The sequence below is a fragment of the Limnohabitans sp. MMS-10A-192 genome (assembly GCF_003063335.1).
Classification (GTDB): domain Bacteria; phylum Pseudomonadota; class Gammaproteobacteria; order Burkholderiales; family Burkholderiaceae_C; genus Limnohabitans_A.
This window is the reverse complement of record NZ_NERX01000007.1, coordinates 178421-204498: the sequence shown is the minus strand read 5'-3', so window position 1 is coordinate 204498 and position 26078 is coordinate 178421. Positions and strand designations below refer to the sequence as shown.

The 26078-nt window shown below is 61.6% G+C and carries 28 protein-coding genes and 1 riboswitch; of the genes, 21 read left to right on the top strand and 7 right to left on the bottom strand.

Going from position 1 to position 26078, the window contains the following annotated elements:
- Window positions 1-12: 12 nt before the first annotated feature.
- The 3 genes from B9Z43_RS14680 to B9Z43_RS14670 are packed head-to-tail and all read left to right on the top strand — an operon-like array spanning window position 13 to window position 2002.
- Window positions 13-702, top strand: a complete 690-nt coding sequence (locus tag B9Z43_RS14680; protein ID WP_108326683.1) for a peptidylprolyl isomerase — start codon at window positions 13-15, stop codon at window positions 700-702.
- A 3-nt stretch (window positions 703-705) separates the two neighbouring features.
- Window positions 706-1212: a peptidylprolyl isomerase gene (locus B9Z43_RS14675; RefSeq protein ID WP_108326682.1), complete on the top strand. Its 507-nt coding sequence runs from the start codon at window positions 706-708 to the stop codon at window positions 1210-1212.
- A gap of 13 nt (window positions 1213-1225) precedes the next feature.
- Entirely contained in the window at window positions 1226-2002 is a 777-nt protein-coding gene (locus tag B9Z43_RS14670) for a UDP-2,3-diacylglucosamine diphosphatase (RefSeq protein ID WP_108326681.1), read from the top strand.
- A 62-nt stretch (window positions 2003-2064) separates the two neighbouring features.
- Here B9Z43_RS14670 and B9Z43_RS14665 read toward each other — a convergent pair whose 3' ends face one another.
- Complete coding sequence (locus B9Z43_RS14665) at window positions 2065-4842, bottom strand: DUF349 domain-containing protein (RefSeq protein ID WP_233250087.1); 2778 nt, start codon at window positions 4840-4842, stop codon at window positions 2065-2067.
- 372 nt (window positions 4843-5214) lie between these two features.
- On the opposite strand from B9Z43_RS14665, the gene B9Z43_RS14660 reads away from it, so the two are divergent.
- The 3 genes from B9Z43_RS14660 to nrdR all read left to right on the top strand — a co-directional run bounded on the left by B9Z43_RS14660 (window position 5215) and on the right by nrdR (window position 7955).
- Window positions 5215-5931 carry a transglycosylase SLT domain-containing protein gene (locus B9Z43_RS14660; RefSeq protein WP_108326680.1) on the top strand — a complete coding sequence of 239 codons (717 nt, stop codon included), beginning with the start codon at window positions 5215-5217 and terminating at the stop codon, window positions 5929-5931.
- Between the two features lie 88 nt (window positions 5932-6019).
- Window positions 6020-6202, top strand: a riboswitch (ZMP/ZTP riboswitch).
- A 51-nt stretch (window positions 6203-6253) separates the two neighbouring features.
- Window positions 6254-7498, top strand: a complete 1245-nt coding sequence (gene glyA, locus B9Z43_RS14655; RefSeq protein ID WP_108326679.1) for a serine hydroxymethyltransferase — start codon at window positions 6254-6256, stop codon at window positions 7496-7498.
- A 10-nt stretch (window positions 7499-7508) separates the two neighbouring features.
- The gene (gene nrdR, locus B9Z43_RS14650) at window positions 7509-7955 is read left to right on the top strand and encodes a transcriptional regulator NrdR (protein WP_108326678.1); all 447 of its coding nucleotides are present in this window, start codon (window positions 7509-7511) and stop codon (window positions 7953-7955) included.
- A 12-nt stretch (window positions 7956-7967) separates the two neighbouring features.
- On the opposite strand, the gene B9Z43_RS14645 is transcribed toward nrdR, so the two are convergent.
- Window positions 7968-8513, bottom strand: coding sequence for a GspH/FimT family pseudopilin (locus B9Z43_RS14645; protein ID WP_108326708.1), 546 nt, complete (start codon window positions 8511-8513; stop codon window positions 7968-7970).
- Between the two features lie 83 nt (window positions 8514-8596).
- Here B9Z43_RS14645 and B9Z43_RS14640 point away from each other — a divergent pair, with 83 nt between their 5' ends.
- The 6 genes from B9Z43_RS14640 to B9Z43_RS14615 all read left to right on the top strand — a co-directional run bounded on the left by B9Z43_RS14640 (window position 8597) and on the right by B9Z43_RS14615 (window position 13873).
- Window positions 8597-9061 (top strand): type IV pilin protein, encoded by a 465-nt coding sequence (locus B9Z43_RS14640; protein WP_158270125.1) that lies wholly within the window; start codon window positions 8597-8599, stop codon window positions 9059-9061.
- A complete protein-coding gene (locus B9Z43_RS14635; RefSeq protein ID WP_108326707.1) occupies window positions 9058-9687 on the top strand; it encodes a hypothetical protein in 630 nt (209 codons plus the stop codon). Before B9Z43_RS14640 ends, B9Z43_RS14635 begins: the two co-directional genes overlap by 4 nt.
- Window positions 9684-10691 carry a hypothetical protein gene (locus B9Z43_RS14630; protein ID WP_108326676.1) on the top strand — a complete coding sequence of 336 codons (1008 nt, stop codon included), beginning with the start codon at window positions 9684-9686 and terminating at the stop codon, window positions 10689-10691. The genes B9Z43_RS14635 and B9Z43_RS14630 overlap by 4 nt, the downstream gene beginning before the upstream one ends.
- A complete protein-coding gene (locus B9Z43_RS14625) occupies window positions 10688-11098 on the top strand; it encodes a hypothetical protein (protein WP_108326675.1) in 411 nt (136 codons plus the stop codon). The genes B9Z43_RS14630 and B9Z43_RS14625 overlap by 4 nt, the downstream gene beginning before the upstream one ends.
- A gap of 68 nt (window positions 11099-11166) precedes the next feature.
- Entirely contained in the window at window positions 11167-12270 is a 1104-nt protein-coding gene (gene ribD, locus B9Z43_RS14620) for a bifunctional diaminohydroxyphosphoribosylaminopyrimidine deaminase/5-amino-6-(5-phosphoribosylamino)uracil reductase RibD (RefSeq protein WP_108326674.1), read from the top strand.
- 67 nt (window positions 12271-12337) lie between these two features.
- Window positions 12338-13873: an AMP-binding protein gene (locus B9Z43_RS14615; RefSeq protein ID WP_108326673.1), complete on the top strand. Its 1536-nt coding sequence runs from the start codon at window positions 12338-12340 to the stop codon at window positions 13871-13873.
- Window positions 13874-13882: 9 nt separating this feature from the next.
- Here the strand turns inward: B9Z43_RS14615 and rpiA are convergent, their stop codons facing one another.
- The gene (rpiA, locus tag B9Z43_RS14610) at window positions 13883-14554 is read right to left on the bottom strand and encodes a ribose-5-phosphate isomerase RpiA (protein WP_108326672.1); all 672 of its coding nucleotides are present in this window, start codon (window positions 14552-14554) and stop codon (window positions 13883-13885) included.
- Between the two features lie 93 nt (window positions 14555-14647).
- On the opposite strand from rpiA, the gene B9Z43_RS14605 reads away from it, so the two are divergent.
- Window positions 14648-15691 (top strand): quinone-dependent dihydroorotate dehydrogenase, encoded by a 1044-nt coding sequence (locus B9Z43_RS14605; RefSeq protein ID WP_108326671.1) that lies wholly within the window; start codon window positions 14648-14650, stop codon window positions 15689-15691.
- A 4-nt stretch (window positions 15692-15695) separates the two neighbouring features.
- Here B9Z43_RS14605 and B9Z43_RS14600 read toward each other — a convergent pair whose 3' ends face one another.
- Window positions 15696-16502 (bottom strand): acyl-CoA thioesterase II, encoded by an 807-nt coding sequence (locus tag B9Z43_RS14600; protein WP_108326706.1) that lies wholly within the window; start codon window positions 16500-16502, stop codon window positions 15696-15698.
- Between the two features lie 267 nt (window positions 16503-16769).
- Here B9Z43_RS14600 and aqpZ point away from each other — a divergent pair, with 267 nt between their 5' ends.
- Window positions 16770-17459: an aquaporin Z gene (gene aqpZ / locus B9Z43_RS14595; protein ID WP_108326670.1), complete on the top strand. Its 690-nt coding sequence runs from the start codon at window positions 16770-16772 to the stop codon at window positions 17457-17459.
- Between the two features lie 60 nt (window positions 17460-17519).
- Here the strand turns inward: aqpZ and B9Z43_RS14590 are convergent, their stop codons facing one another.
- Window positions 17520-18626, bottom strand: coding sequence for an NAD(P)/FAD-dependent oxidoreductase (locus B9Z43_RS14590; protein ID WP_108326705.1), 1107 nt, complete (start codon window positions 18624-18626; stop codon window positions 17520-17522).
- 139 nt (window positions 18627-18765) lie between these two features.
- Here B9Z43_RS14590 and B9Z43_RS14585 point away from each other — a divergent pair, with 139 nt between their 5' ends.
- The gene (locus tag B9Z43_RS14585; RefSeq protein WP_108326669.1) at window positions 18766-19527 is read left to right on the top strand and encodes an SDR family NAD(P)-dependent oxidoreductase; all 762 of its coding nucleotides are present in this window, start codon (window positions 18766-18768) and stop codon (window positions 19525-19527) included.
- A 177-nt stretch (window positions 19528-19704) separates the two neighbouring features.
- Here B9Z43_RS14585 and B9Z43_RS14580 read toward each other — a convergent pair whose 3' ends face one another.
- Window positions 19705-20286, bottom strand: coding sequence for a superoxide dismutase (locus B9Z43_RS14580; RefSeq protein WP_108326668.1), 582 nt, complete (start codon window positions 20284-20286; stop codon window positions 19705-19707).
- Between the two features lie 203 nt (window positions 20287-20489).
- A complete protein-coding gene (xseA, locus tag B9Z43_RS14575; RefSeq protein WP_233250088.1) occupies window positions 20490-21860 on the bottom strand; it encodes an exodeoxyribonuclease VII large subunit in 1371 nt (456 codons plus the stop codon).
- Between the two features lie 343 nt (window positions 21861-22203).
- Between xseA and B9Z43_RS14570 the strand changes: the two genes are divergently transcribed.
- The 6 genes from B9Z43_RS14570 (at window position 22204) to adk (ending at window position 26034) form a co-directional block, all read left to right on the top strand.
- The gene (locus tag B9Z43_RS14570; protein WP_108326666.1) at window positions 22204-22821 is read left to right on the top strand and encodes a MotA/TolQ/ExbB proton channel family protein; all 618 of its coding nucleotides are present in this window, start codon (window positions 22204-22206) and stop codon (window positions 22819-22821) included.
- Window positions 22822-22832: 11 nt separating this feature from the next.
- Complete coding sequence (locus B9Z43_RS14565; RefSeq protein ID WP_108326665.1) at window positions 22833-23255, top strand: biopolymer transporter ExbD; 423 nt, start codon at window positions 22833-22835, stop codon at window positions 23253-23255.
- A gap of 6 nt (window positions 23256-23261) precedes the next feature.
- Window positions 23262-24254: a tetraacyldisaccharide 4'-kinase gene (gene lpxK / locus B9Z43_RS14560; RefSeq protein WP_108326664.1), complete on the top strand. Its 993-nt coding sequence runs from the start codon at window positions 23262-23264 to the stop codon at window positions 24252-24254.
- A gap of 42 nt (window positions 24255-24296) precedes the next feature.
- The gene (locus B9Z43_RS14555) at window positions 24297-24503 is read left to right on the top strand and encodes a Trm112 family protein (RefSeq protein ID WP_108326663.1); all 207 of its coding nucleotides are present in this window, start codon (window positions 24297-24299) and stop codon (window positions 24501-24503) included.
- A 9-nt stretch (window positions 24504-24512) separates the two neighbouring features.
- Window positions 24513-25292 carry a 3-deoxy-manno-octulosonate cytidylyltransferase gene (kdsB, locus tag B9Z43_RS14550; RefSeq protein ID WP_108326662.1) on the top strand — a complete coding sequence of 260 codons (780 nt, stop codon included), beginning with the start codon at window positions 24513-24515 and terminating at the stop codon, window positions 25290-25292.
- 85 nt (window positions 25293-25377) lie between these two features.
- On the top strand, window positions 25378-26034 hold the full coding sequence (gene adk / locus B9Z43_RS14545) for an adenylate kinase (RefSeq protein WP_108326661.1): 657 nt from the start codon (window positions 25378-25380) through the stop codon (window positions 26032-26034).
- Window positions 26035-26078: the final 44 nt, after the last annotated feature.

Below are 26078 nucleotides of genomic sequence, written 5' to 3'. Positions count from 1 at the left end.
AGCCTCTAACCCATGAAAACCTCACGCTTTTTTGTCGCTTGCGCCTTGGGCGCATCCTTGCTCACCGGCTTGCTCTTGCCCCTGAATGGACACGCGCAGAGCAATGGGATCAGCAAAGTCCGCATCAGCACCTCTATGGGTGACATCGAAGCCGAGCTGTATGCCGATAAAGCCCCACGCACCGTGGCCAACTTTTTGCAGTACGTCAAAGACAAGCATTACGACGGTACCCTCTTTCACCGGGTGATTTCCAGCTTCATAGTGCAAGGCGGCGGCTACGATGCCAAGTACCAGCAAAAGCCCACACGTGCGCCCATCGAACATGAAGGCCGCAAAGCCCTGGCCGCCGGCCTGAAAAACACCACCGGCACTTTGGCCATGGCCCGCACGGGTGACCCGCACTCGGCGTCTTCTCAGTTTTTCATCAATGTGGTGGACAACGCTTTTCTGGACCCCACCCCCATCCCCGATGGCGACCCGGTGGCCAAGTTTGAATACCAAGGCCGCGTCTACGAAAACGTCGCACGCTCGCAACTGGTCAACGCGCCGCAGTTGTTTGGCTACACCGTTTTTGGCAAAGTCACGTCCGGCATGGACGTGGTCCAAAAAATCAGGAACACCCCCACTGGCGCGGGTGGTCCTTTTCCTTCCGACGTTCCCAAAACGCCGGTCCTCATTCAATCCGTTACTTTGTTGAAATAAACCATGAGCAACCCACAAGTAGAACTGCACATCACCGGCTACGGCGTCATCACGCTCGAACTGGATGCTGAAAAAGCCCCCAAGTCCACCGCCAACTTCTTGGCTTATGTGAACAACGGCCACTACAACAACACGATCTTTCACCGTGTGATCCCCGGCTTCATGATCCAGGGCGGCGGCTTTGAGCCCGGCATGGCACAAAAGCCCACCGATGCGGCCATCGAAAACGAAGCCAACAACGGTCTGAAGAACGCCAACTACACCGTGGCCATGGCCCGCACCCAGGCGCCCCACTCCGCCACGGCGCAGTTCTTCATCAACGTGGCCGACAACGGCTTCCTCAACCACACCGCCCCTTCGCTGCAAGGCTGGGGTTATGCCGTGTTCGGCAAAGTGGTCAAGGGCACTGAGGTGGTGGACCAGATCAAGGGCGTGAAAACCGGCAACCGTGGCGGCCACGGTGATGTGCCCAAAGAGGACGTCATCATCGAAAAGGCTGTCGCCCTGTAAGGGCTGCCTGGCCATGGACGCGACGCCCACAACACCGGCCATAGGCCTGTTGCAAGCGCCCGCGTCATGGCAAACCGTGGACCTGATCTCGGACCTGCACCTGCAAGCGTCCGAGACGGCCACCTTTGAGGCGTGGCGCCAGTACATGGCCACCACACCCGTCCAAGCGGTTTTGATGCTGGGCGATCTGTTTGAAGTCTGGGTCGGCGACGATGCGGTGGCCCACGATCCTTTTTTGCAAGCCTGCGCAGAGGTCTTGCGCCAAACTGCGCAGCGCTGCCATGTGGCCTTCATGCCCGGCAACCGGGACTTCTTGGTGGGCCCCGGTTTTTTATCGGCCTGCGACGTTCATGCCCTGCAGGACCCCACCGTGTTGGCTTGGGGTGATCAACGCATTTTGCTCAGCCATGGCGATGCACTGTGTCTGAGCGACACCGACTACCAGGTCTTTCGCCAGCAAGTGCGATCAGCGCCGTGGCAAACTGAATTTCTGGCCAAACCCTTGAACGAGCGGCTGGCCTTGGCCCGCGCCATGCGTGCGCAAAGCGAATCACAAAAGCAAAGCGGCGTGACCTATGCCGATGCCGACACGGCGCTCAGCCTGCAGTGGCTGCAAGATGCTCAGGCGGATCGCCTGATCCACGGCCACACCCACCGCCCGGCCGATCACGCCATGAGCTCGGCCACTCGGCAAGTGCTGAGCGATTGGTCACTCGATCACGCGCCTGTGCGGGCAGAAATTTTGCGCTTGCATGCCCATGGTCTTTCTGAGCGCATAGGCCTGAGTTAGCACGTCGACACCAACAAAAAGGCCGCTCCACTGAGCGGCCTTTTTGTTGAACATGCGGCGCTTTAGCGGCGCAGCAAGTTTTTGAGCACGTTTTGCAGGCGGCGTGCGGTGTTGGCTTCGTGCGGGCCAGACAAGACCTGCGCCACATCCTGCGCCCAGGTTTCAGCAGGTCCAGGTTGGTTGCGCTGGGTCAGCAGTTGCAATTGCAGTGCGCGACGCTCACTCAGCTGCTCGGCAGGAGTGGGCACTTCGGCGGCCATTTCCAGACGCAACAAAGCGGTTGTGGCAGGTGCCTTGGCTTCGGTGCTGACCGCTTGCGTCCAGGCCTGACGGGCCGAGGCATTGACGGCCTTGCCCAGCTCTTGAGCGCTGGGCAGTGCATCGGCCTGGCGGTCTTGCCACGCAGACATCAATCGGGTCAGGGTCTCGCCGTGGGCTTGAGCTGCCAGCTTGCGCAAGGACATCTCGGCACGCTCCATGGCCTCGCGTTGGGCACGGAAGGCGGTATCGCCCAAGCGCGGTGCGCGTTCGCCACGGTCGGCAAAATCACCACGCGGGAAGCGGTCGCCGCGATCACCCGAACGGGGGCCACGCTCGCCTGGACGGGCAGGACGATCGCCTGCGCGGTCACCCGGGCGGGCATTGCGGTCACCAGGGCGGGCATCGCGACGGCCATCACGGCCAGCGGGCGCTTCGGTTTTCTTTTGGCCTGGGCGGTCATCGCCACGCACAGCAATCACCTGTTTGGCAGGCTTGGGCGGGGCGACAGGTGCAGGTGCGGACACGGGTTCTTCAGCGGTTTCGCTGTCGGTGGCTGGCATCTCGGATTCTTCGCTGGGCGCGCTGGCGTCATCGGCAGGCGTGGAAGCTGGAGAAGCTTCGCTGCCTGTCGCCTCTTCACCGGCAACCTCAGCTGCCTGCCCTTGAGGAGCGGATGCGACAGCTTGTGCCGTCGCTTGCTCGGCCACTTCTTGCGCCTGCCCACGCAAGGCGGCGTCCAACGCAGCCATGGCAGCACGGATCTTGGCCGCGTCGCCGCTGGCGTTGGCCGCGTCCAGGGCCTTGGAGGCGTCGATCACGGCGCGGTCACGGGCACTCAAATGGGTTTCGGCTTGCTGGCGTTCGGCACCTTTGCGCTGGAAGGCTTCGTCCAAAGGTGCACGGAAAATCTCCCACAACTTTTGCTCGGTCTTGCGATCCAGCGGCACCGCCTGGGCTTCGGCTTGCCAGCGTTGCTGCAGGGCCTTGACGGCGTCCACACGCAGCGGCGCTGCAGACATGTCCTTGGCTTCGGCGATCATGGCTTGGCGCCGCTCGATGCTGGCTTTTTGCGCCGCATCGACACGCGCAGCAGCGGCCTTGATGAGCGCTTTCCACTGCGACTGCATTTCGGCAAATGATTTTTCGCTCAAGTGACCCGCATTGCGCCAGCGCTCACCAAACTGATGCAGCGCGCGCAACTGGCCACGCCAGTCGTTGCTCTCGGCGTTGGCCGCAGTCCAGGCTTTGACTTCTTCCATCAAGGCCACACGCTGTGCGCGGTGCGCGGCCGACTCCTGCTTGATTTGGTCCAGCCAGGTTTGTACGGTCTTGTAGGCCTCGTTGCAGGCGGCGTCGAAACGCTTCCACAAACCATGGTTGGGCAAGCCGCCCTGGTCTGTTTGCTTCCAGCTCTCGCGCAATTGGCGCAGGTTTTCCTGCATCTTGCGCCCACCCATGGCTGGCGCTTTGTCGGCACCCAGCAGGGCTTCGGCCTTGGTCACCAGTTCTTGGCGGATCTGGTCGGCGCGCCAGCGCTGCCAGCCTTCGAGCTCACCCGCAGCCGTCAGTGCTTCGTGCACGCGGGCATCGAGTGCCGTGTCCAAATTTTTGCCATGCGTTTTGAGCACGGCGCGCAAGGCCGTAGCCGCACCGGCGCTGGCTTTGCCATGGCCTTCGGTGACTTCTTTTTCGACCGCCTCCAGCACTTCGGTCACAGCGGCGGTGGCCTGCTCGCGCAGGGCCTGGCGCTGAGCCGGGTCCATTTTGGGTTTGGCCGCCTTGGGCGCATCGGTGGGGACTGAAGCAGCGCTCACGGCTTCGCCACGCAAACGACGGATTTCATCGGCCCACACAGGGACGGGCGGCAAAGCTGCTGCGGCATCATTCTGGGCCAGAGCAGCCAAAGACAAAGCGGATGTAAAACCGTCCCACACCGCTTGCATCTGCGTGCGCGCTGCGTCCAATTGAGCCGGGTATTTCAAATCAACGCTGAGCCAGACCGTGTTTTGCGTGAGTGTCTCCGCTTGGGTTTGCCACTGGGCCACATCGGCCTGCAAACCGGTCTGGCCTACTTGGGCCTCGGACAGCGGCTTGGTGGACAACACCTCGATCCGCTGGGCCAACAACACGGCGGCTTCTCGCTGCACCATCACCTGGTGCTGCAAATCTTCCACACCTTTGACCACTTCGGCCAAACGCAGCTTCAAACTGGCCAGCGGCTCGCGCGACAAAGGCGCACCGGCTTTGGCTGCATCGCGCTGCCAGGCCAGGGCATCGGCGATGTTCAAACGTGGTGCCTGGAGCATTTGCTCAGCCTTCTGGGCCCAATCAATGGCCAAAGCATCCTGGCCATGGGCGCGTTTGATTTCGTCGAGCTTTTCCTTGAGGATCTTGGCCACGCCCTTGTCCCGCGAAGACAACTCACGGTAGACCTCGTGCATTTGCTCTTCCTTGGGTTCCGACTGGAGCCATTCGCGCAAACGGGCACCACGCTCACCGGAAGTGGCAGCGTTGAACGCGCCCCCGGTCAATTGGTCAAGGGCGGCGAGGTCAAGGGGCTTGGAAGAAGTCACGGTCAAAACACTTTAAAACACGATCCATGCCAAATACGGCATCCCGATCGATCCCGAATTTGAGATCGACCAAACAATTGCGTATTTTCGCCGGTAATTGGCCCACTCTGGCAGACTGGATCTAATCTGAGGCAATCTCTATGAACTGACGCAGGATTAGCCAGTAGAAAATGCTAAAAAATTAATTAAAAATTATACATTTAAAAAGCCATTCGATTTGTTCGTAGAATCGGCAAGCTCGGGGGCGAGATCACAACCTTAAAAAAGTGCCTCCTGATTTGCAACCACCTCGCGCTAGGTCTTGCACAGCAAAGCCCTCCCTCCACTTGGATCACTGGATGAAACAACCGCCACTTGAACGGTCTTCACACCCCCATCATGAAAGCCAATAACCGCCTTACACGCCTATGGTTGGTGCTGCGCACCATGACCAAGGATGTAAGTGACGGGTTCGTTGAGATCAGCCACCATGGCCTGGCATTGTTGGGACTGGTCGTTGTGGCTGTCTCCTTGACGTTCATGGCTCGTCCGAGTTTGCAAATGACGGTCAATGATTGGGTGCTTGGCTGGCTGGAAATGAGGCAAGCCGAAACCTTGACTGTCCCCTCGGCCACTGATGCGGCCTACCGTGCAACTGCCACATCGGTCAAAGGGCTGTCCAAAAACCAGCTGGCCGTAACGCACTCCTTGAGTCGCAGATACCGCGTGTCGCCAGAACCTGTCGCCGCATTGGTCAAGGAAGCATGGGCTGTGGGTGAGCGAACCCAGATTCCGGCCACACTGATCCTGGCGATCATGGCCATCGAGTCAAAATTCAACCCCTTCACATCGGGCACTCAAGGCGCCGTGGGTTTGATGCAAATCGATCCTGATGCCCATACGAGCGAACTGGCACCTTTTGGTGGCCGCTTGGCGGTTTTTGACCCACTGACCAATTTGCGCGTGGGCACTCGGCTGCTGCAAGACTTAATGCTGCAAAGCGAAACCATCGATGAAGCACTGCGTCAATACGCTGCCGCTTCCGGCCAAACCGACGAACGCGTCTACGTCGAGCGTGTACTCAACGAGCAACAACTGCTCGAGAAATTATTTTGAAACAAGCCATCAGCTGTGGCTGAACCCATGCCTCGCAACAACACCTGGACCCGTGGGTGGCATTCGCCATGCCAGCCTCGGCTACACTCAGGGGGTGCGCAACTGGCGATAGGAGCGCTGTCCAGTCATTCGACGGGGACAGCTGACTCTGACGTGGACCGCGGTCATCCTTGCCCCGAGTAATGACCCCAAACCACTGGGAAGCGCGCAACCCGGAACCGGCCAACAAGGCCCCGACCAGGGTTTTCAGCCGTTCGCCTGGGCAGCCCTTGTCAGCAACACCCTTGTTGAGCCAAGGTTCCATCTCTTTTGAAGGACTGCCATGTACGACCGCAACATTCTGATTGAACAAGCCGACCCCGAAATTTTTGCCGCCATCCAGGCCGAAAACGCGCGTCAGGAACACCACATCGAGCTGATCGCCAGCGAAAACTACGCTTCGCCCGCCGTCATGGCCGCGCAAGGCTCACAGCTGACCAACAAATACGCCGAGGGCTACCCCGGCAAGCGCTACTACGGTGGCTGCGAATTCGTCGACATCGCCGAGCAGCTGGCCATTGACCGCATCAAGCAGATTTTTGGCGCCGACTGCGCCAACGTGCAGCCGCATTGCGGCGCATCGGCCAACGAAGCCGTGTTCCTGGCTTTCCTGAAACCCGGCGACACCATCATGGGCATGAGCCTGGCCGAAGGCGGTCACCTGACCCACGGCATGCCGCTGAACATGTCGGGCAAATGGTTCAACGTCGTGTCCTACGGCCTCGACAAGAACGAAGCCATCGACTACGACGCGATGGAAGCCAAAGCCCGCGAGCACAAACCCAAATTGATTGTGGCGGGCGCATCCGCTTACTCTCTGCACATCGACTGGGCCCGCTTTGCCAAAGTGGCCAAAGAAGTCGGCGCAATTTTCCTGGTCGACATGGCCCACTACGCCGGCTTGATTGCCGCAGGCGTGTACCCGAACCCTGTGCCCCACGCTGACGTGGTCACCTCAACCACCCACAAGAGCCTGCGCGGTCCACGCGGCGGCATCATCTTGATGAAGGCCGAGCACGAAAAAGCCATCAACAGCGCCATCTTCCCCGGCCTGCAAGGCGGCCCGCTGATGCACGTCATCGCGGCCAAGGCCGTGGCCTTCAAAGAAGCGTTGCAGCCCGATTTCAAGGCCTACCAAGCCCAGGTGATCAAGAACGCCCAGATCGTGGCCGAGACCCTGACCCAGCGCGGCCTGCGCATAGTGAGCGGTGGCACCCAAAGCCACGTCATGCTGGTGGATCTGCGTGCCAAAGGCATCACCGGCAAGGAAGCCGAAGCCGCATTGGGCGCAGCCCACATGACGATCAACAAGAACGCGATCCCGAACGACCCTGAAAAGCCGTTCGTGACCAGCGGCGTGCGCATCGGCACCCCTGCCATGACCACCCGTGGCTTCAAGGACGAGGAAGCCCGCATCACGGCCAACCTGATCGCCGACGTGCTGGACAACCCCAAGGACGAAGCCAACATTGCCGCCGTGCGCGCCAAGGTCAACGCCTTGACCGCACGCTTTCCGGTCTACAAGTAAGGCCTGAGCCATGAAATGCCCCTTCTGCGGTCACCTCGAAACCCAAGTGGTGGAGACCCGGCTGGCCGAAGACGGGGGCTTCATCCGGCGCCGCCGCCAGTGCGGTGCCTGTGAAAAGCGCTTCACCACCTACGAAAAACCCGAGGTCAGCTTCCCTGCCATCGTCAAAAAAGACGGTCGCCGCATCGAATACCAACGCGACAAACTGCGCGCCAGTCTGAACCTGGCCCTGCGCAAACGCCCTGTGAGCACCGAACAGGTGGACGGCGCGATCGAGCGCATCGAAGAAAACCTGCTCAACCAGCCGCATCGCGAAGTCGCGTCCAACCGCATCGGCGAATTGGTCATGCGCGAGCTGAAGAAACTCGACAAAGTGGCTTATGTGCGCTTTGCCAGCGTCTACCGCAGCTTTGAAGACATCGACGACTTCAAGACCCTGGTGGACGAAGTCCGCTGAGCGCCCTGCGCTTCAGTTGCAGCCGTCAGCGGCTGCTTTTTCGAGCCTGGGCTTGCCCAAGGCATTGATGACCAAGCGCCATATTTGCAGGGCTTCGGCTTGGCACAAGGTCAGCGTGCCGGCCTGAAAAGCCCCTGAGATCGTTTGGCTGCGACCCTCCAGGCCATACGACACATAACGGCTGACCAGACTGTTGCCTTCTAGCGTCAACCCTGCAGGCAAGGCTTCGCGCTTTTGCAGCAGCGGCTCATCACTTTCCCTTTGTGCATTGGCGTTGCCATCCACAAACACCATCCAGCCCCTTGTCCAAGGCCCAGTGGACGCACATCGATCGTCTGGCGTTCGGACGCACACGGTCACCCTTTGTTGCAGCCGCAGGGCCTCCGATCGGGCCAACATCAAGCTGCTGAACAGAGCCTCCGCCTGGGCCTGCATGCGGTGCTGCTGGCGCAAGCGGTTCATCGCAGGCGCAGCAATACCCGCCAGCACCCCCACCAGTGCCATCACCACCAAAGCCTCCAGCAACGTGAACCCTGACGAACGCCTGCAACCGTTCATGGCGTGCCTCCATGCATCCTCACCTTTACAAAGAATACCCGGGTATTCAAAATACTCAAAACAAGATATCAGGGAGACGCGCCATGGACAAGCACACAGGTCTGCAATACCGCTGCGCACAGCGCATCTGCCAATCAGGCTGGACTCTGAGCGAAATGATGATCGCTCTGGCCTTGATGGCCATCCTCGCCGCTGTGGCGCTGCCCAGTTACAGCAGCCAGCAACGACAAGCCCGCCGGGCCGATGCCCGGCAGGCCTTGCAGCAAGTGCAGCTCGAACAAGCACGTTGGCGAGGCCAACATGAACAGCACGCCGAGCAACTCAGCAGCCTGGGTTGGACCAGTGACCGGTCTGCACTGGGGCACTACCAAATCGCCATCGAAGAAGCCAGCAGCAAGGGCTACACCGTCAAAGCCACGCCGATCGGCTCCCAAGGTCAAGACACCGCTTGCAATCCCATGCGCTTGCAATTGATGGACAACGCCCTCCTTGTGCTCTCCAGCGGCGCAGATTCACAGACCGATTCAGCCAAATGCTGGCAACCATGAAGGCCCATCGCCAAAGCGGCGAAACCCTGGTCGGATTGGTGGTGGGTCTCGGGCTCGGTATGTTGGTTTTGGCGGCAGGCACACAGATGTTGGCACATCAACTGCGGGGTCATCGCTGGCAACTTCAAGACAGCCATGTTCACCACGATTTGCGTGCCGCGATGAGCAGCATCACCCAACAACTCCGACAAGCCCAAGCGACTGAAGACGCCTGGAAGCTGAGAACCAGCGCACCATGCCAAGATGCATTTTGTAATGGTGCAGAAGACTTCAGCATCAGCGACGACCGGATCAACTTCAGCATCGACCGCAACCGCAACGGCCTGCAAGACAACAACGAATGCCTGGGCTTTCGCCTGAGCAACGGCGAACTCAAAGCGCGCACCTCTTGCGAGCCCGAAGTCTGGACATCGCTCACCGATGTCGGCAGCTTGAAAATCACCCAACTCCAATGGCAAGTGAACTGCGCGCCTCAAGGTCGTCTGTGGCAGCGCTGGGTCACCGTGAGTCTGACCGCCCAGTGGCCTGGCGATGCATCGCGCCAATGGCAAGCCAGCCAAACCATCACGCTGCGCAATGCACTGCCAGCGCTCCAGGCGCCCGCTTATTGCTCAGGCGCCACATGAAGCACAGCCCTCGCCAGCAACAAGGCGCCATCACGCTGATGGTGGCCACCAGTCTGGTGCTGGTGGCCGCATTAGTGGGCTATTACAGCGTGCAAAGTGTCTTCATTGATCGGCTGGCAGGCCATGCACAGATCCAGGCCACCCAAGCCCGGCTGGCGGCGGAAGCGGCGTTGGCTTGGGCGCAAGCCGAAATTCAGCGCACATCACAAACCTCCTCCGCCACAACCTTTTGGAGCACCATGCCGACCACGCCCTGCCCTGCCAACCGCCAAGGTGTGCAGTGGCAGTGCGTGCGACTGCAGGCGCCTGCATTGCAGGAGGCAGAGACCGCCAGCGCCGATGTGGTGGCCATGCGCGATGTGGTCAACGCCCCGCACGTGGCCGAATTGCAAGCCAACGCGGTCTTGAACGACCAGCGCAGCCGTGCCCAAGTCCAGCAAAGCGTGTTCATGCCAACGGTGCTGCCGGTGCCCGCGTCCGCCAGCACTGCGGCGGTGGTGTTGAGCACAGGCACCACCCCACCCTGCGCCACGACCGCATGGCAACAGGTACTGGGCAAGCTGAGCGCCGAGCACATCCGGGCTTGGTCACAAGCCCAAGAACGGCAAGGCCTGCATGCCCTGAGCCGGCCGCCCCGTTCCATCTATTGGGTGGACAGCGCGACTCCTTGGAGCCAAAGTGTGGGCACCGCGCAAGCGCCCGTGCTGCTGGTTTTTTCGGCCACGGCCTGCACGCCACGTTGCCCCAGCATGGTCAGCGGCGTGCACATCCACGGCACCGTGGTGCTCGACACGCAATGCCAGGACGACAAGGCCCGCGCTTGGCGTGCCGGTCAAATCGACGGCCAGCTCTTGATCAACTCGGCTTGGCCCGAGGCCCCCAACACCACCCAAGTGACGGCTCAGCCCTATGCCCGCAAAGCCTACCTGCTGCCTTGGCCACAAGGCATGGACGCACAGCAGGTGCAAATCGTCAACGGCAGCTGGAGCGAAGGCGCGCCATGAAAACCAAGCCTTCACAAACCGGCATGGCCATGGTCGAGGCTTTGGTCGCATCGGCTGTTCTGGGTGTGGGCATGATGGGCGCCGTGCAGCTGGCCACACAAGGCCTGCAAACCGCGACCGACACCCGGCAGCGCCTCCTGGCCCACGGCCTGGCGGTGGATGCGATGGAATGCCACCAGTCGCTGCGTCCAGACTGCCCCGTGAACGACCAAACCACCGCGCAAGCCACGCCCTTCACGCGCCGGGTCGAGCTGACACCCCGGGCCGGTGCGAGCCTGACCGACATCACCGTCACGGTGCAGTGGCCAGGCGCTGCGCGGGCGGGAACCGCGGGCACGCCCAGCCAATTGGTGCTGCGCAGCAGCCGTGCCGCGGTGCCCATCTGGGTTGGCGTATCCTTGCCCTGAATTGACCTGCTGTTTTCACCGTGACTTCTACCGACCTGTTGAATCCCCCCACTGCGGCCCAGCCCCCCATGCAACGCGCGCTTGAGCTCGCCAAGCAAGCCCTGTGGCTGACCTCGCCCAACCCCCGCGTGGGCTGCGTGATCACCGCCGCCGATGGCTCGGTGCTGGGCGAAGGCCACACCCAGCGCGCAGGCGGCCCGCATGCCGAGGTGATGGCCTTGCGCGATGCCGCTGCCCGTGGCCACAGCGTGCAAGGCGCCACCGCCTGGGTCACGCTGGAGCCCTGCGCCCACCAGGGCCGCACCGGGCCGTGCTGCGATGCGCTGGCAGCAGCCGGCATTGGCCGCGTGGTCTCGGCCATGACCGACCCCAACCCGAAAGTAGCAGGCCAAGGCATGGCGCGTTTGGCGGCAGCAGGCGTGCAAACCGAAACACTGGCCCCTGGCTTAGACGAAGCCATTGAAGCGCGCGAACTGAACATCGGATTTTTCAGCCGCATGGAACGCGGCTTGCCTTGGGTGCGCATGAAAATCGCCGCATCCCTCGATGGCCAAACGTCCCTGCAAAACGGCCAAAGCCAGTGGATCACCAGCGAGCCCGCCCGCACCGACGGCCACGCCTGGCGCGCCCGCGCCTGCGCCGTACTGACCGGCATCGGCACCGTGCTGGAAGACAACCCGCGCCTGGATGTGCGCGGTCACGACACACCGCGCCAACCGCATCTGGTGATCGTGGACAGCCGACTCGAAACGCCGCTGGACGCTCGCCTGTTTGAAACCTTGGGCCAGAGCGATCAAGCCCGCCAGATCTGGATTTACACCGCCGCCGAAGAGGCGGCAGACCCACGCGCAGCTTTGCAAGCGCGAGGCGCCACCGTGATCGATATGCCCGGCCCCGGCGGCAAAGTGGATCTGGCCGCCATGCTGCGAGACTTGGCACGGCGCGAGGTCAACGAGCTGCATGTCGAAGCCGGGCACAAGCTCAACGGCTCGTTCATCCGCGAAGGACTGGTCGACGAATTTCTGGTTTACCTGGCCCCGCAACTGCTGGGTCCCGGCCAGGGCATGGCCAACTTGCCCGCACTGACTGCGCTGAGCGGATCAGTCAAGCTGGCCTTCCATGCGGTGGACCGCGTCGGGCCCGATTTGCGCTTGCTGTTGCGCCGCCGCTAGACGTCCACGAGACAGCCGACACTGGCCCACCAAGGCCACAATGGCCGTCTGTTTTTGGGAGCCCCAATTGAACATTGCACACCTGTTGCAACGCCAAGCCCGCATCGATCCGATGCGGCCTGCCATCTTTGAAGGCTCGGCATTGACGGCCACTCACGGCCAATGGGCCGAGCGCTGCGCGCACCTGGCGGCACAGTTTCAGACCGCAGGCCTGCAGCCCGGGGACCGCGTGGCCCTGTTCATGCGCAACCATGTGCGTTACCTCGAAGTCATGTTTGCAGCCTGGTGGGCAGGTTTGGCCGTCGTGCCCATCAACGCCAAACTGCATGTGCGCGAAGCCCAGTGGATCATCGACAACGCCCAGGCGCGCTGGGCTTTTGTGAGCGCCGACATCACCAGCGACACGGGCGAGAACCTCACCGGCCTGGAGCGCGTGATCGATGTGGACAGCGCCCAGGCCCATACGCTGTGGCAGTTGCCCGCGTCGCCGACCGACACGCCGATCTGCGAGCGCCAGGCCGATGACCTGGCCTGGCTGTTCTACACCAGCGGCACCACCGGCCGCCCCAAAGGCGTGATGATCACGCACCGCAACCTGATGACCATGGGCTTGGGTTACTTCTGCGACGTGGATGCGATCGCCGCACACGACACCATCGCCTACGCCGCGCCCATGTCGCACGGGGCTGGCATTTACGCCATCCCGCACCTGATGGCCGGGGCTCGGCACATGGTGCCGCCTTCGGGGGGCTTTGATCCGGCCGAGTTGTTTGCGCTGGGCCTGCAAGCGGGGCCCCTGTCGATGTTCGCTGCGCCCACCATCGTCAAGCGACTGGTGGACCATGCCGAGGCCACGGGGCTTTCGCAGGATGATTGTGGCCAAGCCTTCAAAACCGTGGTCTATGGCGGCGCCCCCATGTATGCGGCCGACATCCAGCGGGCCCTGCGCGTCATGGGTCCTCGCTTTGTGCAAATTTACGGCCAAGGCGAAAGCCCCATGGTGGGCACAGCCCTGTCGCGCCACCACCTGCAAGACACGCAGCACCCGCGTCACCTGGCGCGGCTGGCCTCGATTGGCGTGGCGCAAACGCCCGTGCACATCCGCGTGACCGACGAGCAAGGCCGAGACTTGCCACTGGGCGAGATTGGCGAAGTGCTGATTCAGGGCGACAGCGTGATGGCGGGCTACTGGCGCAACCCAGAGGCCACGGCCCAAGCCATTCAGAACGGTTGGCTCTTCACCGGCGACATGGGCTGTCTGGATGCCGACGGCTTTTTGACCCTGAAAGACCGCAGCAAGGACATGATCATCAGCGGCGGCTCCAACATCTACCCGCGCGAAATCGAAGAGGTGCTGCTGCACGCACCGGGTGTGGCCGAAGTGGCCGTGGTGGGCGCGCCCGATGCCGAATGGGGCGAAGTGGTGGTGGCCTTTGTGGTGCCGCAAGCCGGTCACACGCTCGACACCGCCACTTTGGACGCCCTGTGCCTGCAAGAAATCGCCCGCTTCAAGCGCCCCAAGCGCTACGAAGTGGTGAGCAGTCTGCCCAAAAACAATTACGGCAAGGTGCTCAAAACCGAGCTGCGACAACGGCTGGCCTGAAACACCCGATCAGAAGTTCAGCGTCTTCACACCCGCTGTCGTGCCCAGCAAACACACTTGCGCTTTTTGCAGCGCGAACACGCCCACCGTCACCACACCCGGCCACTGGCTGACTTCGGTTTCAAACGCGACCGGGTCGGTGATCTTCAAGCCCTTCACGTCCACGATGTGCTGGCCGTTGTCGGTGACCAGGGGCTGGCCGTCTTTGAGGCGCACGGCCGCCGTTGCGCCCATGGCCACAAACTGGCGCATCACGCGGGCCGTGGCCATGGGGATGACTTCGACCGGCAAGGGGAAAGCGCCCAAGGCATCGACCAGCTTGCTCTCGTCGGCGATGCACACAAACTGTTTGCTCTGAGCGGCTACGATTTTTTCGCGGGTGAGCGCCGCGCCGCCGCCCTTGACCATGTGGCCCTGGTGGTCGATCTCGTCCGCACCATCGATGTAAACCGACAGGCTCTCGACCTCATTGCTGTCGAACACGGGGATGCCGAGGGCTTTGAGGCGGACCGTAGAAGCTTCCGAGCTGGACACAGCGCCTTTGATCTGGTCTTTCATCGTGGCCAGGGCGTCGATGAATTTGTTCACCGTGGAGCCCGTGCCCACACCGACGATCTCGCCGGGAACAACGTATTTCAGGGCGGCTTGGCCCACCAGGGCTTTGAGTTCGTCTTGTGTCATGGGGTCGGGTCTGGGTAAAAAATGAAAGCGCTTGCGGGGTTTGAGACAATCGGGAGAAATGTCTTCAAAGCCTTTGCTGGCCGGAATTATCCAATGTCCCTGATCCCTTACGCCCTCGCCCGCTCGTTTTTGTTCAAGATGGACCCCGAAGAGGCCCACGAAATGACCATCGAGGGCCTGGCCCGCACCCAAAACACCCCGCTCGACCGCGTCTACCGCCAGCCCTTTGTGGACCAACCCATCACGCTGGCGGGTCTGCACTTTCCCAACCGGGTGGGCCTGGCTGCGGGTCTCGACAAAAACGCCCGCTGCATCGACGGTCTGGGCGCCATGGGCTTTGGCTTTGTCGAAGTCGGCACCGTCACGCCCAAGGCGCAGCCGGGCAACCCCAAGCCGCGCATGTTCCGCCTGCCCGAGGCCAACGCGCTGATCAACCGCCTGGGCTTCAACAACGATGGCCTGGACGCTTTCATCGCCAACGTCAAGCGTTCCAAGTTCCGCCAGCAGGGGCGCCTGCTGGGCCTGAACATCGGCAAAAACGCCGCCACGCCCATCAAGAACGCCACCGACGATTATTTGATCGCGCTGGCGGGCGTCTACCCGCATGCCGACTACGTGACGGTGAACATCTCCAGCCCCAACACCAAAAACCTGCGCGCCCTGCAAAGCGACGAAGCGCTCGACGGCCTGCTGGGCACTCTGGTGGCTCGGCGCGAAGAACTGGCCGCTGAGCACGGCCGCCGCGTGCCCATGTTCCTGAAAATTGCCCCTGATTTGGACGAGACCCAGGTGGGCGTGATCGCCGCCACCCTGCAAAAGCACGGCATGGACGGCGTGATCGCGACCAACACCACGCTGGCACGCGACGCCGTGAGCGGCTTGGCGCATGCCGAAGAAATGGGTGGCCTGTCGGGCGCGCCCGTGCTGGCGAGCAGCAACCGCGTGATCCGCCAACTGCGTGCGGCCCTGGGCAAAGACTTCCCCATCATCGGTGTGGGCGGCATCCTGAGCGGCCACGATGCGATTTCAAAAATAGAAGCCGGGGCCGATGTGGTGCAGATTTACACCGGCCTCATCTACAAAGGCCCGGCGCTGGTCACCGAAGTGGCCAGCGCTTTGCAGCAGATGAAGCGCTGAGAGCTCAGTCCTTGAAGTAAACCAGCTGGTGCGTGCTCGCCAGCAGCTGCCCCTCAGGGCTCCACAGCTCGCCGGTCTGGTCAAAGTAGCCGTGGCGGTAGTTGAGCGCCTTGGCCACGCCCAGCACATGGCGCGTGCCGACTTGCGCCAGCAAAGCGCTGTCGGCATGGAAATAGGTGGTGAGAGTCACCGTGCCAATGAGCGCACGGCGGCGGCGGCGGATGTAGATGCGCGGGAAGAAGCTGTCGCTGATGGCGACCAAAGAAGCAAAGTCCAGCGCCCGCTCGGGCTCGTCGCGCACCCACAGGGTCGAGCGCGAATGGGCTTGCTCCTGCTCGTCAAAGGCAGCGGGGAACGCGCCTTCCACAAAGCGCATGTCGTAGCGTTGGGGCCAGGCGGGCATGCCCTTCACGGGCATCCGGGGCACGGCGTCGGGCGCGGGAACGTTGGCGGGCATCACAGCCTCCACGTCTGACCAGGTCTCGCGCCGCAAGGCAAACACCGCCGTGGCGGTCGCCACAACGCCGTCCGATTGATGCGCTTCGATGATCCAGTGCTGGGTCGATCGGTTGGTGCGCGCCGCACGCGCCACAAAACGGATCGCCCCATCGGCCACCGGGGCCGCAAAGTTGACCGTCAGGGCCACGGGTTCGCCCAGACGCTCAGGGTGCAACATGACCGACTGCAACAACTGCGCCGAAGTGGTCCCGCCAAAGGGCCCGACCATATTGGCATAAGCAGGATGGGTTGCGCCTTTGAATTCGTTGGGCGCAGCAGCTTGGAGATCAATGGCTTCGTCTAAAGGGTGCATGCGCGCCATGATAGGAGCACGCCAGCGGTCTGCGCTGTCCCGCAAGAGATCATGCCAAGCATACGCAGGCCTTGTCGGCCATTGCCTGTGACAGGACAAGATGACGCATGTCCCAAGTCCCCCCCAAACGAGGACAAGCCTGCGCAGTGGCGCTTTGCACGAAGCAAAGGTGTTACCGAGTGTTTTTTGTAGCTCAAAATGACTCATATAAGACTTAGACTGCGCGCAGCCGACATCCGTTGGCAAGCAACTCTTTCGGAGGAAATCATGAAGAAATACGGTGCCGAATTTTTCGGAACTTTTTGGCTGGTCCTGGGCGGATGTGGCAGCGCGGTGCTTGCTGCGGCATTCCCACAACTGGGCATTGGCTTTGTAGGCGTTTCGCTGGCCTTTGGCCTGACTGTCTTGACGATGGCATTTGCCATCGGTCACATCTCAGGCTGCCACCTGAACCCGGCCGTCTCGATCGGCTTGTGGGCCGGTGGGCGATTCCCTGGCAAAGACCTGGTGCCATACATCGTTTCCCAAGTGCTGGGCGGCATTGCCGCAGCTGGCGTGCTCTACCTGATCGCCAGCGGCAAAGCGGGCTTTGACTTGGCAGGCGGCTTTGCATCGAACGGTTTTGGCGAACACTCCCCTGGCGGCTACAACATGGTGTCGGCCCTGGTCACCGAAGTCGTCATGACCATGATGTTCCTGCTGGTGATTTTGGGTTCAACCGACAAGCGCGCACCGCAAGGCTTGGCACCGATCGCCATCGGTCTGTGCCTGACGCTGATTCACCTGATCAGCATCCCGGTCACCAACACCTCCGTCAACCCTGCCCGCAGCACCGGCGTGGCCTTGTTCGTCGGCGACTGGGCCGTGTCACAGCTGTGGCTGTTCTGGCTGGCACCGATCGCGGGTGCCGTTTTGGGTGCCCTGGTTTACCGCCTGATTGGCTCCGAAGAGAACTGATCTTCACGCATCCCTACGGGATTGCATTCAAGGCCATGCATCTGCATGGCCTTTTTTCATTCAAAGCAAAGTGCGCACTTGTTCGGCAATCGCCAGCGAACTGGTCAGCCCCGGCGACTCGATGCCCAGCAAATTCACCAAGCCCGGCACACCGTGGTCGGCAGGCCCCTGGATCATGAAGTCAGCCGAGACTTCGTGCGGCCCACTGATTTTGGGGCGCATGCCCGCGTAGCCCGCTTGCAGCGCACCATCGGCCAGATCGGGCCAGTACTTGCGCACCTCGGCATAAAAAGCATCGCCACGGCGTGGGTCCACTTGCAAATCGGTCGGCTCATCAACCCACTGCACATCGGGGCCAAACTTGGCCTGACCGCCCAAGTCCAGCGTGAGGTGCACGCCCAAACCCGCCTTCTCGGGCACGGGGTAAATCAAGCGTGAGAACGGGGCTTTGCCAGCCAAAGTGAAGTAGTTGCCCTTGGCATACCAGGCCTTGGGCAGGCGCGTGTGATCCAGCCCCTCTGTGCGTCGCGCCAGATCGACCGCATGCAGCCCCGCGGCATTGACCAGCACCCGACATGCCAGCTCGGTGCCGTCTTGCGTGGTCACGCGGATCGGGTGTGTGCCCGTGCCCAGCGCCACGCCGATGCGTTCCACCGGTGAGACCAGCGCCAGCAAGCCGCCTGCGTTTTCCATGTCGCCTTGCAGGCTGAGCATCAGGCCGTGACTGTCGATCACGCCGGTGCTGGGCGAGAGCAAAGCCGCCTCGCACGACAATGCAGGCTCCAGCGCCTGCGCTTGGGCCTTGGTGAGTTTCTGCAGGTCGTGGACGCCGTTGGCAGCAGCTTTGGCAACGATGCCGTCCAGGTCTTGGACCTGCTCAGGACTGGTCGCCACGATCAACTTGCCCAAGCGCTGGTGCGCCACGCCGCGCTCGGCGCAATAGGCGTAGAGCATCTCTTTGCCTTGCACGCACAAGCGGGCCTTGAGCGAGCCCGCCGGGTAATAAATGCCCGCGTGGATGACCTCGCTGTTGCGCGAGCTGGTACCGGTGCCGATGGCGTTTTCCGATTCGAGCACCATGACTTCGCGGCCTGCCAGCGCCAAGGCTCTGCCCACGGCCAGCCCCACCACACCGGCCCCGATCACCACCGCATCGACTTGTTCCACATGCACCTCACAAATTCATGGCTTCAACGCGATTGTGGCCCATGCCCACCAGGGCAAAAGCCGCTCAACTGACACGCGCAAGACAGACACCCGCACCGTGCCCGGGCAGACTGCATGGCATTCATAAAGGAGACTTTTCATGTCCTTGTTCAATCTGAAAGGCCAAGTGGCCATCGTGACCGGCTCCAGCCGGGGCATTGGCCGATCCATCGCACACCAGCTGGCCCGGCAAGGCGCCAAGGTGGTGGTGTCCAGCCGCAAGCAAGACGCTTGCGAAGCGGTGGTCAAAGAGATCCAGGCGGCAGGTGGCGAGGCCATGGCGATTGCCGCCAGCATCTCCAGCAAAGAGCAGCTGCAAAACCTGATCGATCAGACCCGCCAAGCCTGGGGCCCCATCGACATCTTGGTGTGTAACGCGGCCACCAACCCGTATTACGGCCCCACCACGGGCATGAGCGACGAGGTGTTTGACAAGGTCATGCGCAACAACGTGCTGTCCAACACCTGGTTGTGCAACATGGTCTACCCCGACATGAAAGCCAAAAAGAACGGGGCCATCGTGATCGTCTCGTCCATTGGCGGGCTGCACGGCTCGGCCGTGATCGGGGCCTACAACATCTCGAAAGCTGCCGACATGCAGCTGGCGCGCAATCTGGCTGTGGAATGGGGTCCAGACAACATCCGCGTCAATTGCGTGGCCCCTGGTCTGATCAAAACCGACTTTGCCAAGGCCTTGCACGAAGACCCGGTGCTCAGTGCCAAGTACAACAACGAAACCCCGCTGCGCCGCATGGGAGAGCCCGACGACATTGGCGGTGTGGCGGTGTTTTTGGCCAGCCCTGCCGGGCAGTACGTGACAGGTCAAACCATCGTGGCCGATGGCGGGATGATGATTCGCTGACTTTTTGTTGGCGCGTGGTCCGCTGAGCACGCGGTGGGGCTGGGCGCCTCATGCTGGGGTACCCGAAATCGACGCCCGGCCCTACCCCGTTCTCAGCTCAGTGGTTTTTCAAAAGAGCCCGCCGAGAAAAACAAAAAGCCCGCATCAGCGGGCTTTTTGACTTGGGGACAACGTAGATCAGCCGAAGTTCTTCTCGGCGAAAGACCAGTTCACCAGCTTGTCGAGGAAGGTCTCGACGAACTTGGGACGCATGTTGCGGTAGTCGATGTAGTAGGCGTGTTCCCACACGTCCACAGTCAACAAGGCGGTGTCGCCGGTCGTCAAAGGTGTGCCAGCGGCGCCCATGTTAACGATGTCGACCGAGCCGTCGGCTTTCTTGACCAGCCATGTCCAGCCGGAGCCGAAGTTGCCGACTGCGCTCTTGACGAAGGCTTCTTTGAAGGCCGCATAGCTGCCGAACTTTGCGTTGATGGCTGTGGCCAATGCACCTGTGGGCTCGCCACCGCCGTTGGGCTTCATGCAGTTCCAGAAGAAGGTGTGGTTCCAGATTTGGGCTGCGTTGTTGTACACACCACCGCTGGACTTCTTGACGATTTCTTCGAGGCTCATGCTCTCGAATTCGGTGCCTTTTTGCAGGTTGTTCAGGTTCACAACGTAAGCGTTGTGGTGCTTGCCGTGGTGGAACTCGAGGGTTTCCTGGCTGTAGTGAGGGGCCAGCGCGTCGATCGCGTAAGGCAGTGCGGGCAAGGTGTGTTCCATGATGGTTTCCTCTTGTTGTTGCGGTTGGAAAAAGTTGACTCGTGCATTTTAGGGGCATGGGCATCCCCCCTTGGTGTTACGGGTCACTGAGGGGCTGTCTCTGTCAACGTTGAAATGGGTCAGGGCCCCATGGCCTCATGGGGAGTACCCCGGAAATCGGCCATGAGGCCATGAGGCCCTGACCCATTTCAACTTGCGCCGTTTCAATCATTGACTGTCAAAGGCACGTCGCCATCGGCCAAGGTCGCACGCACGCTTTGCCCGGCTTGAAACTGCCCGACCTTGGTCAGGGCATGGCCGTTTTCGTCGCTGAGCCAGGCATAACCACGGTCGAGTACGCGATGAGGGTCCACGGACGACAGCCGCAAAGCGGCGCGTTCCAGCCGTTGTGCACGCTGCTGAACTTGCTGCGCCCGGTTGAAGTCCAGACGGTCATTGAAGCGATCCAGCCTGTGTACACCCTCAGTCAGCTGACTTTGCACGCCCGATTGCAGTCGGCTTGCCAGACGGTCCAGCCACTGGCTGTGCTGGCCGAGCAGCGCTTGCGGGCGGCTCAGACGGGCTGCCACAGCGGCCAGGCGCTGGCTTTGACGGTCTTGCTGGCGAGCCAAGCCAAGCCCCCAGCGAGCCGCCACACTGTCCAGCCGCTGGGCATGCCGGTCTTGCTGACGCAGCAAGCCTCGACTCAAGCGGTTTTCAAGCTCTGCCAAGACTTGCAGCGCCACGCCCCGATCGGTCGCGGCCATTTCGGCGGCGGCGGTGGGGGTGGGCGCACGCACATCGGCCACAAAGTCGGCGATGGTGAAGTCGGTCTCATGCCCGACACCACAAACCACAGGGACCGGGCTTTGGGCGATCACGCGGGCCAGGTTTTCATCGTTGAAGGACCACAGGTCCTCCATCGACCCGCCACCGCGCACCAGCAAGATCACGTCCACCGGTGGCGCCAGAGGGTTGTCTTCAGCGGTCAAGGCGTACATGTTCTGCAGGGCTTGCACCAAAGTGGCCGCAGCCCCGGCGCCCTGCACCAGGGCGGGCGCCATGAGCACCGGGATATGGGGCACCCGGCGCTGCAAAGCGGTCACCACATCGTGCCAGGCCGCAGCGCCCAGGGATGTGACCACGCCAATGGCACGGGGCTGCTCGGGCAATGCCCGTTTGTGAGCTGGCTCAAACAGGCCCTCGGCTTCCAGCTTGGCTTTGAGGCGCAAGAACTGCTCGAACAAAGCGCCCTGGCCGGCACGCTCCATGGATTCAACCACCAGTTGCAAATCACCCCGAGCTTCGTACACGCCCAGGCGACCACGCACGTCGACCAGCTCACCATCGCGTGGCGAAAAGTTCATCAAGCTGGCCGCACGGCGGAACATGGCACAGCGGATCTGACCGGTGTCGTCCTTGATCGAAAAATAACAATGCCCGCTGGCTGCGCGCGAGAAGCCCGAAATCTCGCCGCGAACCGCAACAGGATTGAACTGTGCATCCAGACTGTCAGCAACGGCGCGGCACAGCGCGGAAACTGTCCACGCACGCGGCTTCAAATCGTCAAAATGGTCCATTTGTCTATATTTCATCACGGTTTTCAGGCCATTTTCAACGCTGCGCAGCAGCAGCGTTGGCCAAAGTACTCCACAAGCCTGAACCATGCCATTTGCAAGATTCCCTGACCTCACCGGCGTGCGCCCGAAAAACGCAAGCCATTGATTTGATTGACTATTTTTTTGAAAATTAGAGAAAACCCGAAGAAAATCAGAGAAACTCAAGTATTCAAACAAGGGCTCTGAGAAAAGTTTTTCACAAAGTTATCCACAGAAAAATGTCGAAATCCAGTTCGCCTCAAGCCATGCGCCTCAGGGGGGCGCCCTTCGTCCATAATCTCAAACGTTTGCGACCGTTATTCACCAGGAAGGAATTGTTTTGTTGTCCATCATACAAGCCGCAGGTTGGCCCATCTGGCCTTTGATACTGTGCTCCATTTTGGCGGTCGCACTGATCCTGGAGCGACTGATCCAACTTCAAGAAAGCAAGGTTTTGCCCGCCAAAGTGATGGAGCAAGCCATGGACGCCACCCGCCGCGGCTTTGCCAGTGAAGACAGCTTGAACAAGTTGGAAAATGCCGGCCTCCTGGGCCCGGTCTTGGCCAGCGGCCTGCGTTGTCTGCAGAAAAATCCTCAAGCCAGTGACGAGGACGTGAAGTCCAGCATGGAAATGTCGGGCCGCATTGCGGCACATCACCTGGAGCGTTATCTGCCTGCTTTGGCCACCATTGCATCGGTGGCGCCCTTGCTGGGTTTGCTGGGCACCGTGGTCGGCATGATCGAGATTTTTGGGGCCACCAACCCAGCTGCCAGCCAGCCGGCGCAGCTGGCCCATGGCATCTCTGTGGCGCTGTACAACACTGCCTTTGGCCTGATTGTGGCCATTCCCACCTTGATGTTCTGGCGTTATTTCAGAGGCATTGCGGACCGGCACCTGCTGGCCCTGGAAGTCTCGGCAGAGCGCTTTGCACGCCACGTGGCCCAACTTCGCAACTGAGTGAGTGGTTTGTGAATTTCAAAAAAAACCGGACCACGCCGGAGCCCGAAATCAACCTGATCCCCTTCATCGACGTGTTGTTGGTGGTGGTGATTTTCCTGATGCTGACCACCAGCTGGTCGCGTCTGACCGAGATCAACCTGACCTTGCCCGCCGCCGATGCCCAAAAGCTGACGGAGCGGCCCAAACAGATCATCTTGAGTGTGACGGCTCAGGGGCAATACGCGATCAACAAGTCCCCCGTGGGCGGCAGCTCAGTTGGCGCCTTGACGGCCTTGTTGACCCCCATGGCCGCCAAAGACATCACCTTGGTGATCAGCGCTGACGCCATGGCCAGCCACCAATCGGTGGTCAACGCCATGGAAGCGGCCCGCCGCAGTGGTCTGTCACAGATCACCTTTGCCACCCAATCCTCGGAGTCTTCGGGCTCCTGACACGGCATGAGCCTGTCCACCCGGCTTCACCAGCACCTGCCCAAGGTCTGGATGGGCCGTGGGCCAGCCGCGTGGGCATTGCGCCCTGTGGCCTGGCTTTACGGTGCGCTGATGGCCCTGCGGCGCCTGGGCTACCGCTTGGGTATGCACCCAACTGAACGCTTGCCAACGCTGGTCATTGTGGTGGGCAATGTGGTGGCAGGGGGTGCAGGCAAGACGCCGCTGACGATCGCCTTGGTCAAGCACTTGATGGCCCAAGGTTTGCGCGTGGGCGTGGTCTCTCGCGGACACGGCCGCCTCACGCAAGACACCCGTGCGGTTCATGCCCACAGCTTGCCCCAGGAGGTGGGCGACGAGCCCCTGCTGATACGACAAAGCACGGGCGCGCCCGTGTGGGTGGGCGCCTTGCGAGCTGAAGCAGGCCGCCAATTGCTGCAGGCCCATCCCGATGTGCAGGTGATCGTTTGTGACGACGGCCTGCAACACCTCGCTTTGGCCCGTGACATCGAGATTTGCGCCATGGACGAACGCGGCGTGGGCAACGGCTGGCTCTTGCCTGCGGGCCCGCTGCGCGAAGCCTGGCCGCGCCCGGTGGATCTGCTGGTGCACACCGGGCAGTCGACGGTGACAGGCGGCTTTCAGGCGCAGCGCCAACTCGCCGACCATGCCCTGACCCGCGAAGGCGTGAAGGTTCCGCTGGCCAATCTAAAAACCCAAGCCCTCGACGCTGTGGCCGGTCTGGCCCGACCCGAAGCATTTTTTGACATGCTGCGCCAAACGGGGCTGCAACTGGCCCAGACCCTGGCACTGCCCGACCACCACGACTACCGCCATTGGCAAGCCATCGGCTCGGGGCACCCCTTGCTGTGCACAGAAAAAGACGCGGCCAAGCTGTGGGCGCATGAACCCCAAGCGCTGGCTGTGCCGCTTCAATTGACGCTTGAACCCGCCTTTTGGCCCGCGCTGGATGCGCTGGTCCAAAAACACCTGCACGCCTGAGCCAAAAACCAGACCCCATGCAGGGGCCGTTATCATCGAGATATGGATACCAAACTGCTTGAACTGCTGGTCTGCCCGGTCACCAAGGGCCCCTTGAACTTTGACCGTGAGCGCCAGGAACTGCTGTCTCGCAGCGCCCGCTTGGCCTACCCCGTGCGCAACGGCATTCCCATCCTGCTGGAAAACGAAGCCCGAACCTTGAGCGACGAAGAGATCGCCAAGCTGGCCACCGAACGTCCGCCTCTCTGAGTCCACTCCATGACAACAGCCCCTGCACCGACGGGCTTCACCGTGGTGATTCCGGCACGCATGGCGTCGAGCCGCCTGCCCAACAAACCGCTGGCCGACATCGCCGGCCTGCCCATGGTGGTGCGCGTGGCCCAACGCGCCTTGCTGTCCAAAGCCAGCTCTGTGGTGGTGGCCGCCGATGACGAACGCATCGTGCAAGCCTGCGAAGCCCATGGCATCCACGCCTTGCTGACCCGACAAGACCATGTCAGCGGCAGCGACCGACTGGCCGAAGCTTGCCAACTGCTCGGTCTGCCCGACGATGCGGTGGTGGTGAACGTTCAGGGCGATGAGCCTTTGATCCACCCCGGCCTCATCAACGAGGTGGCTGATCTGCTGATGCAACGCCCCGAAGCCAGCATGAGCACAGCCGCTCACGCGATTGCCCATCTGGAAGAGTTCACCAACCCCAATGTGGTCAAGGTGGTGCTCGACGCCCGGCAAATGGCCTTGTATTTCAGCCGCGCCCCCATCCCTTGGTGGCGCGATGGCCAGTCTGGCGGCGCCTTCCAAAGCCTGCCCAGCCCTGCGCCGCTGCGCCATGTTGGCATTTATGGCTACCGAGCTGGCTTTTTGCGCCTGTTCCCCCAACTGCCGCCTGCGCCCATCGAAACAATGGAATCGCTGGAACAGCTGCGCGCCATGTGGCATGGCCACAGGATTGCCGTCCACATCACCCCCGAAGCCCCCGGCCCCGGCGTAGACACCCCCGAAGATTTGGACCGCGTTCGAGCCCTCTTGGCGGCGTAAGCCAGCTTTGAGACTCGCGTGATATTCTCAAGAACAACCGTCAGGCCCACCTGACCGCAATGATTTCAAGCTATAAGGACTTCCCATGAGACTGATTCTGTTGGGCGCACCCGGCGCCGGCAAAGGCACACAAGCCACTTTCATTTGCCAGAAATACAACATCCCTCAAATCTCCACCGGCGACATGCTGCGCGCCGCGGTCAAGGCAGGCACCCCCTTGGGTCTGCAAGCCAAAGCCGTCATGGAGTCCGGCGGTCTGGTCAGCGACGACCTGATCATCAACCTGGTCAAAGAGCGCATCGCCCAAGCGGACTGCGCCAACGGCTTTCTGTTTGACGGCTTCCCCCGAACCATTCCTCAGGCCGACGCCATGAAGGCAGCGGGCGTGAAGCTCGACTATGTGCTCGAAATCGATGTGCCCTTTGACGCCATCATCGAACGCATGAGCGGCCGCCGCTCGCACCCCGCTTCGGGCCGCACTTACCACGTCAAGTTCAACCCACCCAAAGTGGCCGGTGTAGACGATGTGACTGGCGAGCCCTTGGTGCAGCGCGCCGACGACCAAGAAGACACCGTCAAAAAACGCCTTCAGGTCTACAGCGACCAGACACGTCCTCTGGTGGATTACTATTCTGGCTGGGCCAAGGCCGACGCCGCTGCTGCGCCCAAGTACCGCGCCATTCAAGGCACCGGCAGCGTGGAAGACATCACCGCACGTGCATTTGCAGCACTCGCTGACTGATTTCAGTTTTGCGCTGTCCCCAAAGCCCGGTTCTACCGGGCTTT

What these genes read in the sequence shown, in the direction of transcription:
- aqpZ (WP_108326670.1), top strand. Translation starts at nt 16,770, where the DNA reads ATGAAGAAATACGGTGCCGAATTTTTCGGAACTTTTTGGCTGGTCCTG.
- glyA (WP_108326679.1), top strand. Translation starts at nt 6,254, where the DNA reads ATGTACGACCGCAACATTCTGATTGAACAAGCCGACCCCGAAATTTTT.
- adk (WP_108326661.1), top strand. Translation starts at nt 25,378, where the DNA reads ATGAGACTGATTCTGTTGGGCGCACCCGGCGCCGGCAAAGGCACACAA.
- B9Z43_RS14640 (WP_158270125.1), top strand. Translation starts at nt 8,597, where the DNA reads ATGGACAAGCACACAGGTCTGCAATACCGCTGCGCACAGCGCATCTGC.
- B9Z43_RS14605 (WP_108326671.1), top strand. Translation starts at nt 14,648, where the DNA reads ATGTCCCTGATCCCTTACGCCCTCGCCCGCTCGTTTTTGTTCAAGATG.
- lpxK (WP_108326664.1), top strand. Translation starts at nt 23,262, where the DNA reads ATGAGCCTGTCCACCCGGCTTCACCAGCACCTGCCCAAGGTCTGGATG.
- B9Z43_RS14630 (WP_108326676.1), top strand. Translation starts at nt 9,684, where the DNA reads ATGAAGCACAGCCCTCGCCAGCAACAAGGCGCCATCACGCTGATGGTG.
- xseA (WP_233250088.1), bottom strand. Translation starts at nt 21,860, where the DNA reads ATGAAATATAGACAAATGGACCATTTTGACGATTTGAAGCCGCGTGCG.
- B9Z43_RS14625 (WP_108326675.1), top strand. Translation starts at nt 10,688, where the DNA reads ATGAAAACCAAGCCTTCACAAACCGGCATGGCCATGGTCGAGGCTTTG.
- B9Z43_RS14635 (WP_108326707.1), top strand. Translation starts at nt 9,058, where the DNA reads ATGAAGGCCCATCGCCAAAGCGGCGAAACCCTGGTCGGATTGGTGGTG.
- kdsB (WP_108326662.1), top strand. Translation starts at nt 24,513, where the DNA reads ATGACAACAGCCCCTGCACCGACGGGCTTCACCGTGGTGATTCCGGCA.
- B9Z43_RS14600 (WP_108326706.1), bottom strand. Translation starts at nt 16,502, where the DNA reads ATGCACCCTTTAGACGAAGCCATTGATCTCCAAGCTGCTGCGCCCAAC.
- B9Z43_RS14645 (WP_108326708.1), bottom strand. Translation starts at nt 8,513, where the DNA reads ATGAACGGTTGCAGGCGTTCGTCAGGGTTCACGTTGCTGGAGGCTTTG.
- rpiA (WP_108326672.1), bottom strand. Translation starts at nt 14,554, where the DNA reads ATGACACAAGACGAACTCAAAGCCCTGGTGGGCCAAGCCGCCCTGAAA.
- B9Z43_RS14675 (WP_108326682.1), top strand. Translation starts at nt 706, where the DNA reads ATGAGCAACCCACAAGTAGAACTGCACATCACCGGCTACGGCGTCATC.
- B9Z43_RS14660 (WP_108326680.1), top strand. Translation starts at nt 5,215, where the DNA reads ATGAAAGCCAATAACCGCCTTACACGCCTATGGTTGGTGCTGCGCACC.
- nrdR (WP_108326678.1), top strand. Translation starts at nt 7,509, where the DNA reads ATGAAATGCCCCTTCTGCGGTCACCTCGAAACCCAAGTGGTGGAGACC.
- B9Z43_RS14670 (WP_108326681.1), top strand. Translation starts at nt 1,226, where the DNA reads ATGGACGCGACGCCCACAACACCGGCCATAGGCCTGTTGCAAGCGCCC.
- ribD (WP_108326674.1), top strand. Translation starts at nt 11,167, where the DNA reads ATGCAACGCGCGCTTGAGCTCGCCAAGCAAGCCCTGTGGCTGACCTCG.
- B9Z43_RS14580 (WP_108326668.1), bottom strand. Translation starts at nt 20,286, where the DNA reads ATGGAACACACCTTGCCCGCACTGCCTTACGCGATCGACGCGCTGGCC.
- B9Z43_RS14585 (WP_108326669.1), top strand. Translation starts at nt 18,766, where the DNA reads ATGTCCTTGTTCAATCTGAAAGGCCAAGTGGCCATCGTGACCGGCTCC.
- B9Z43_RS14555 (WP_108326663.1), top strand. Translation starts at nt 24,297, where the DNA reads ATGGATACCAAACTGCTTGAACTGCTGGTCTGCCCGGTCACCAAGGGC.
- B9Z43_RS14680 (WP_108326683.1), top strand. Translation starts at nt 13, where the DNA reads ATGAAAACCTCACGCTTTTTTGTCGCTTGCGCCTTGGGCGCATCCTTG.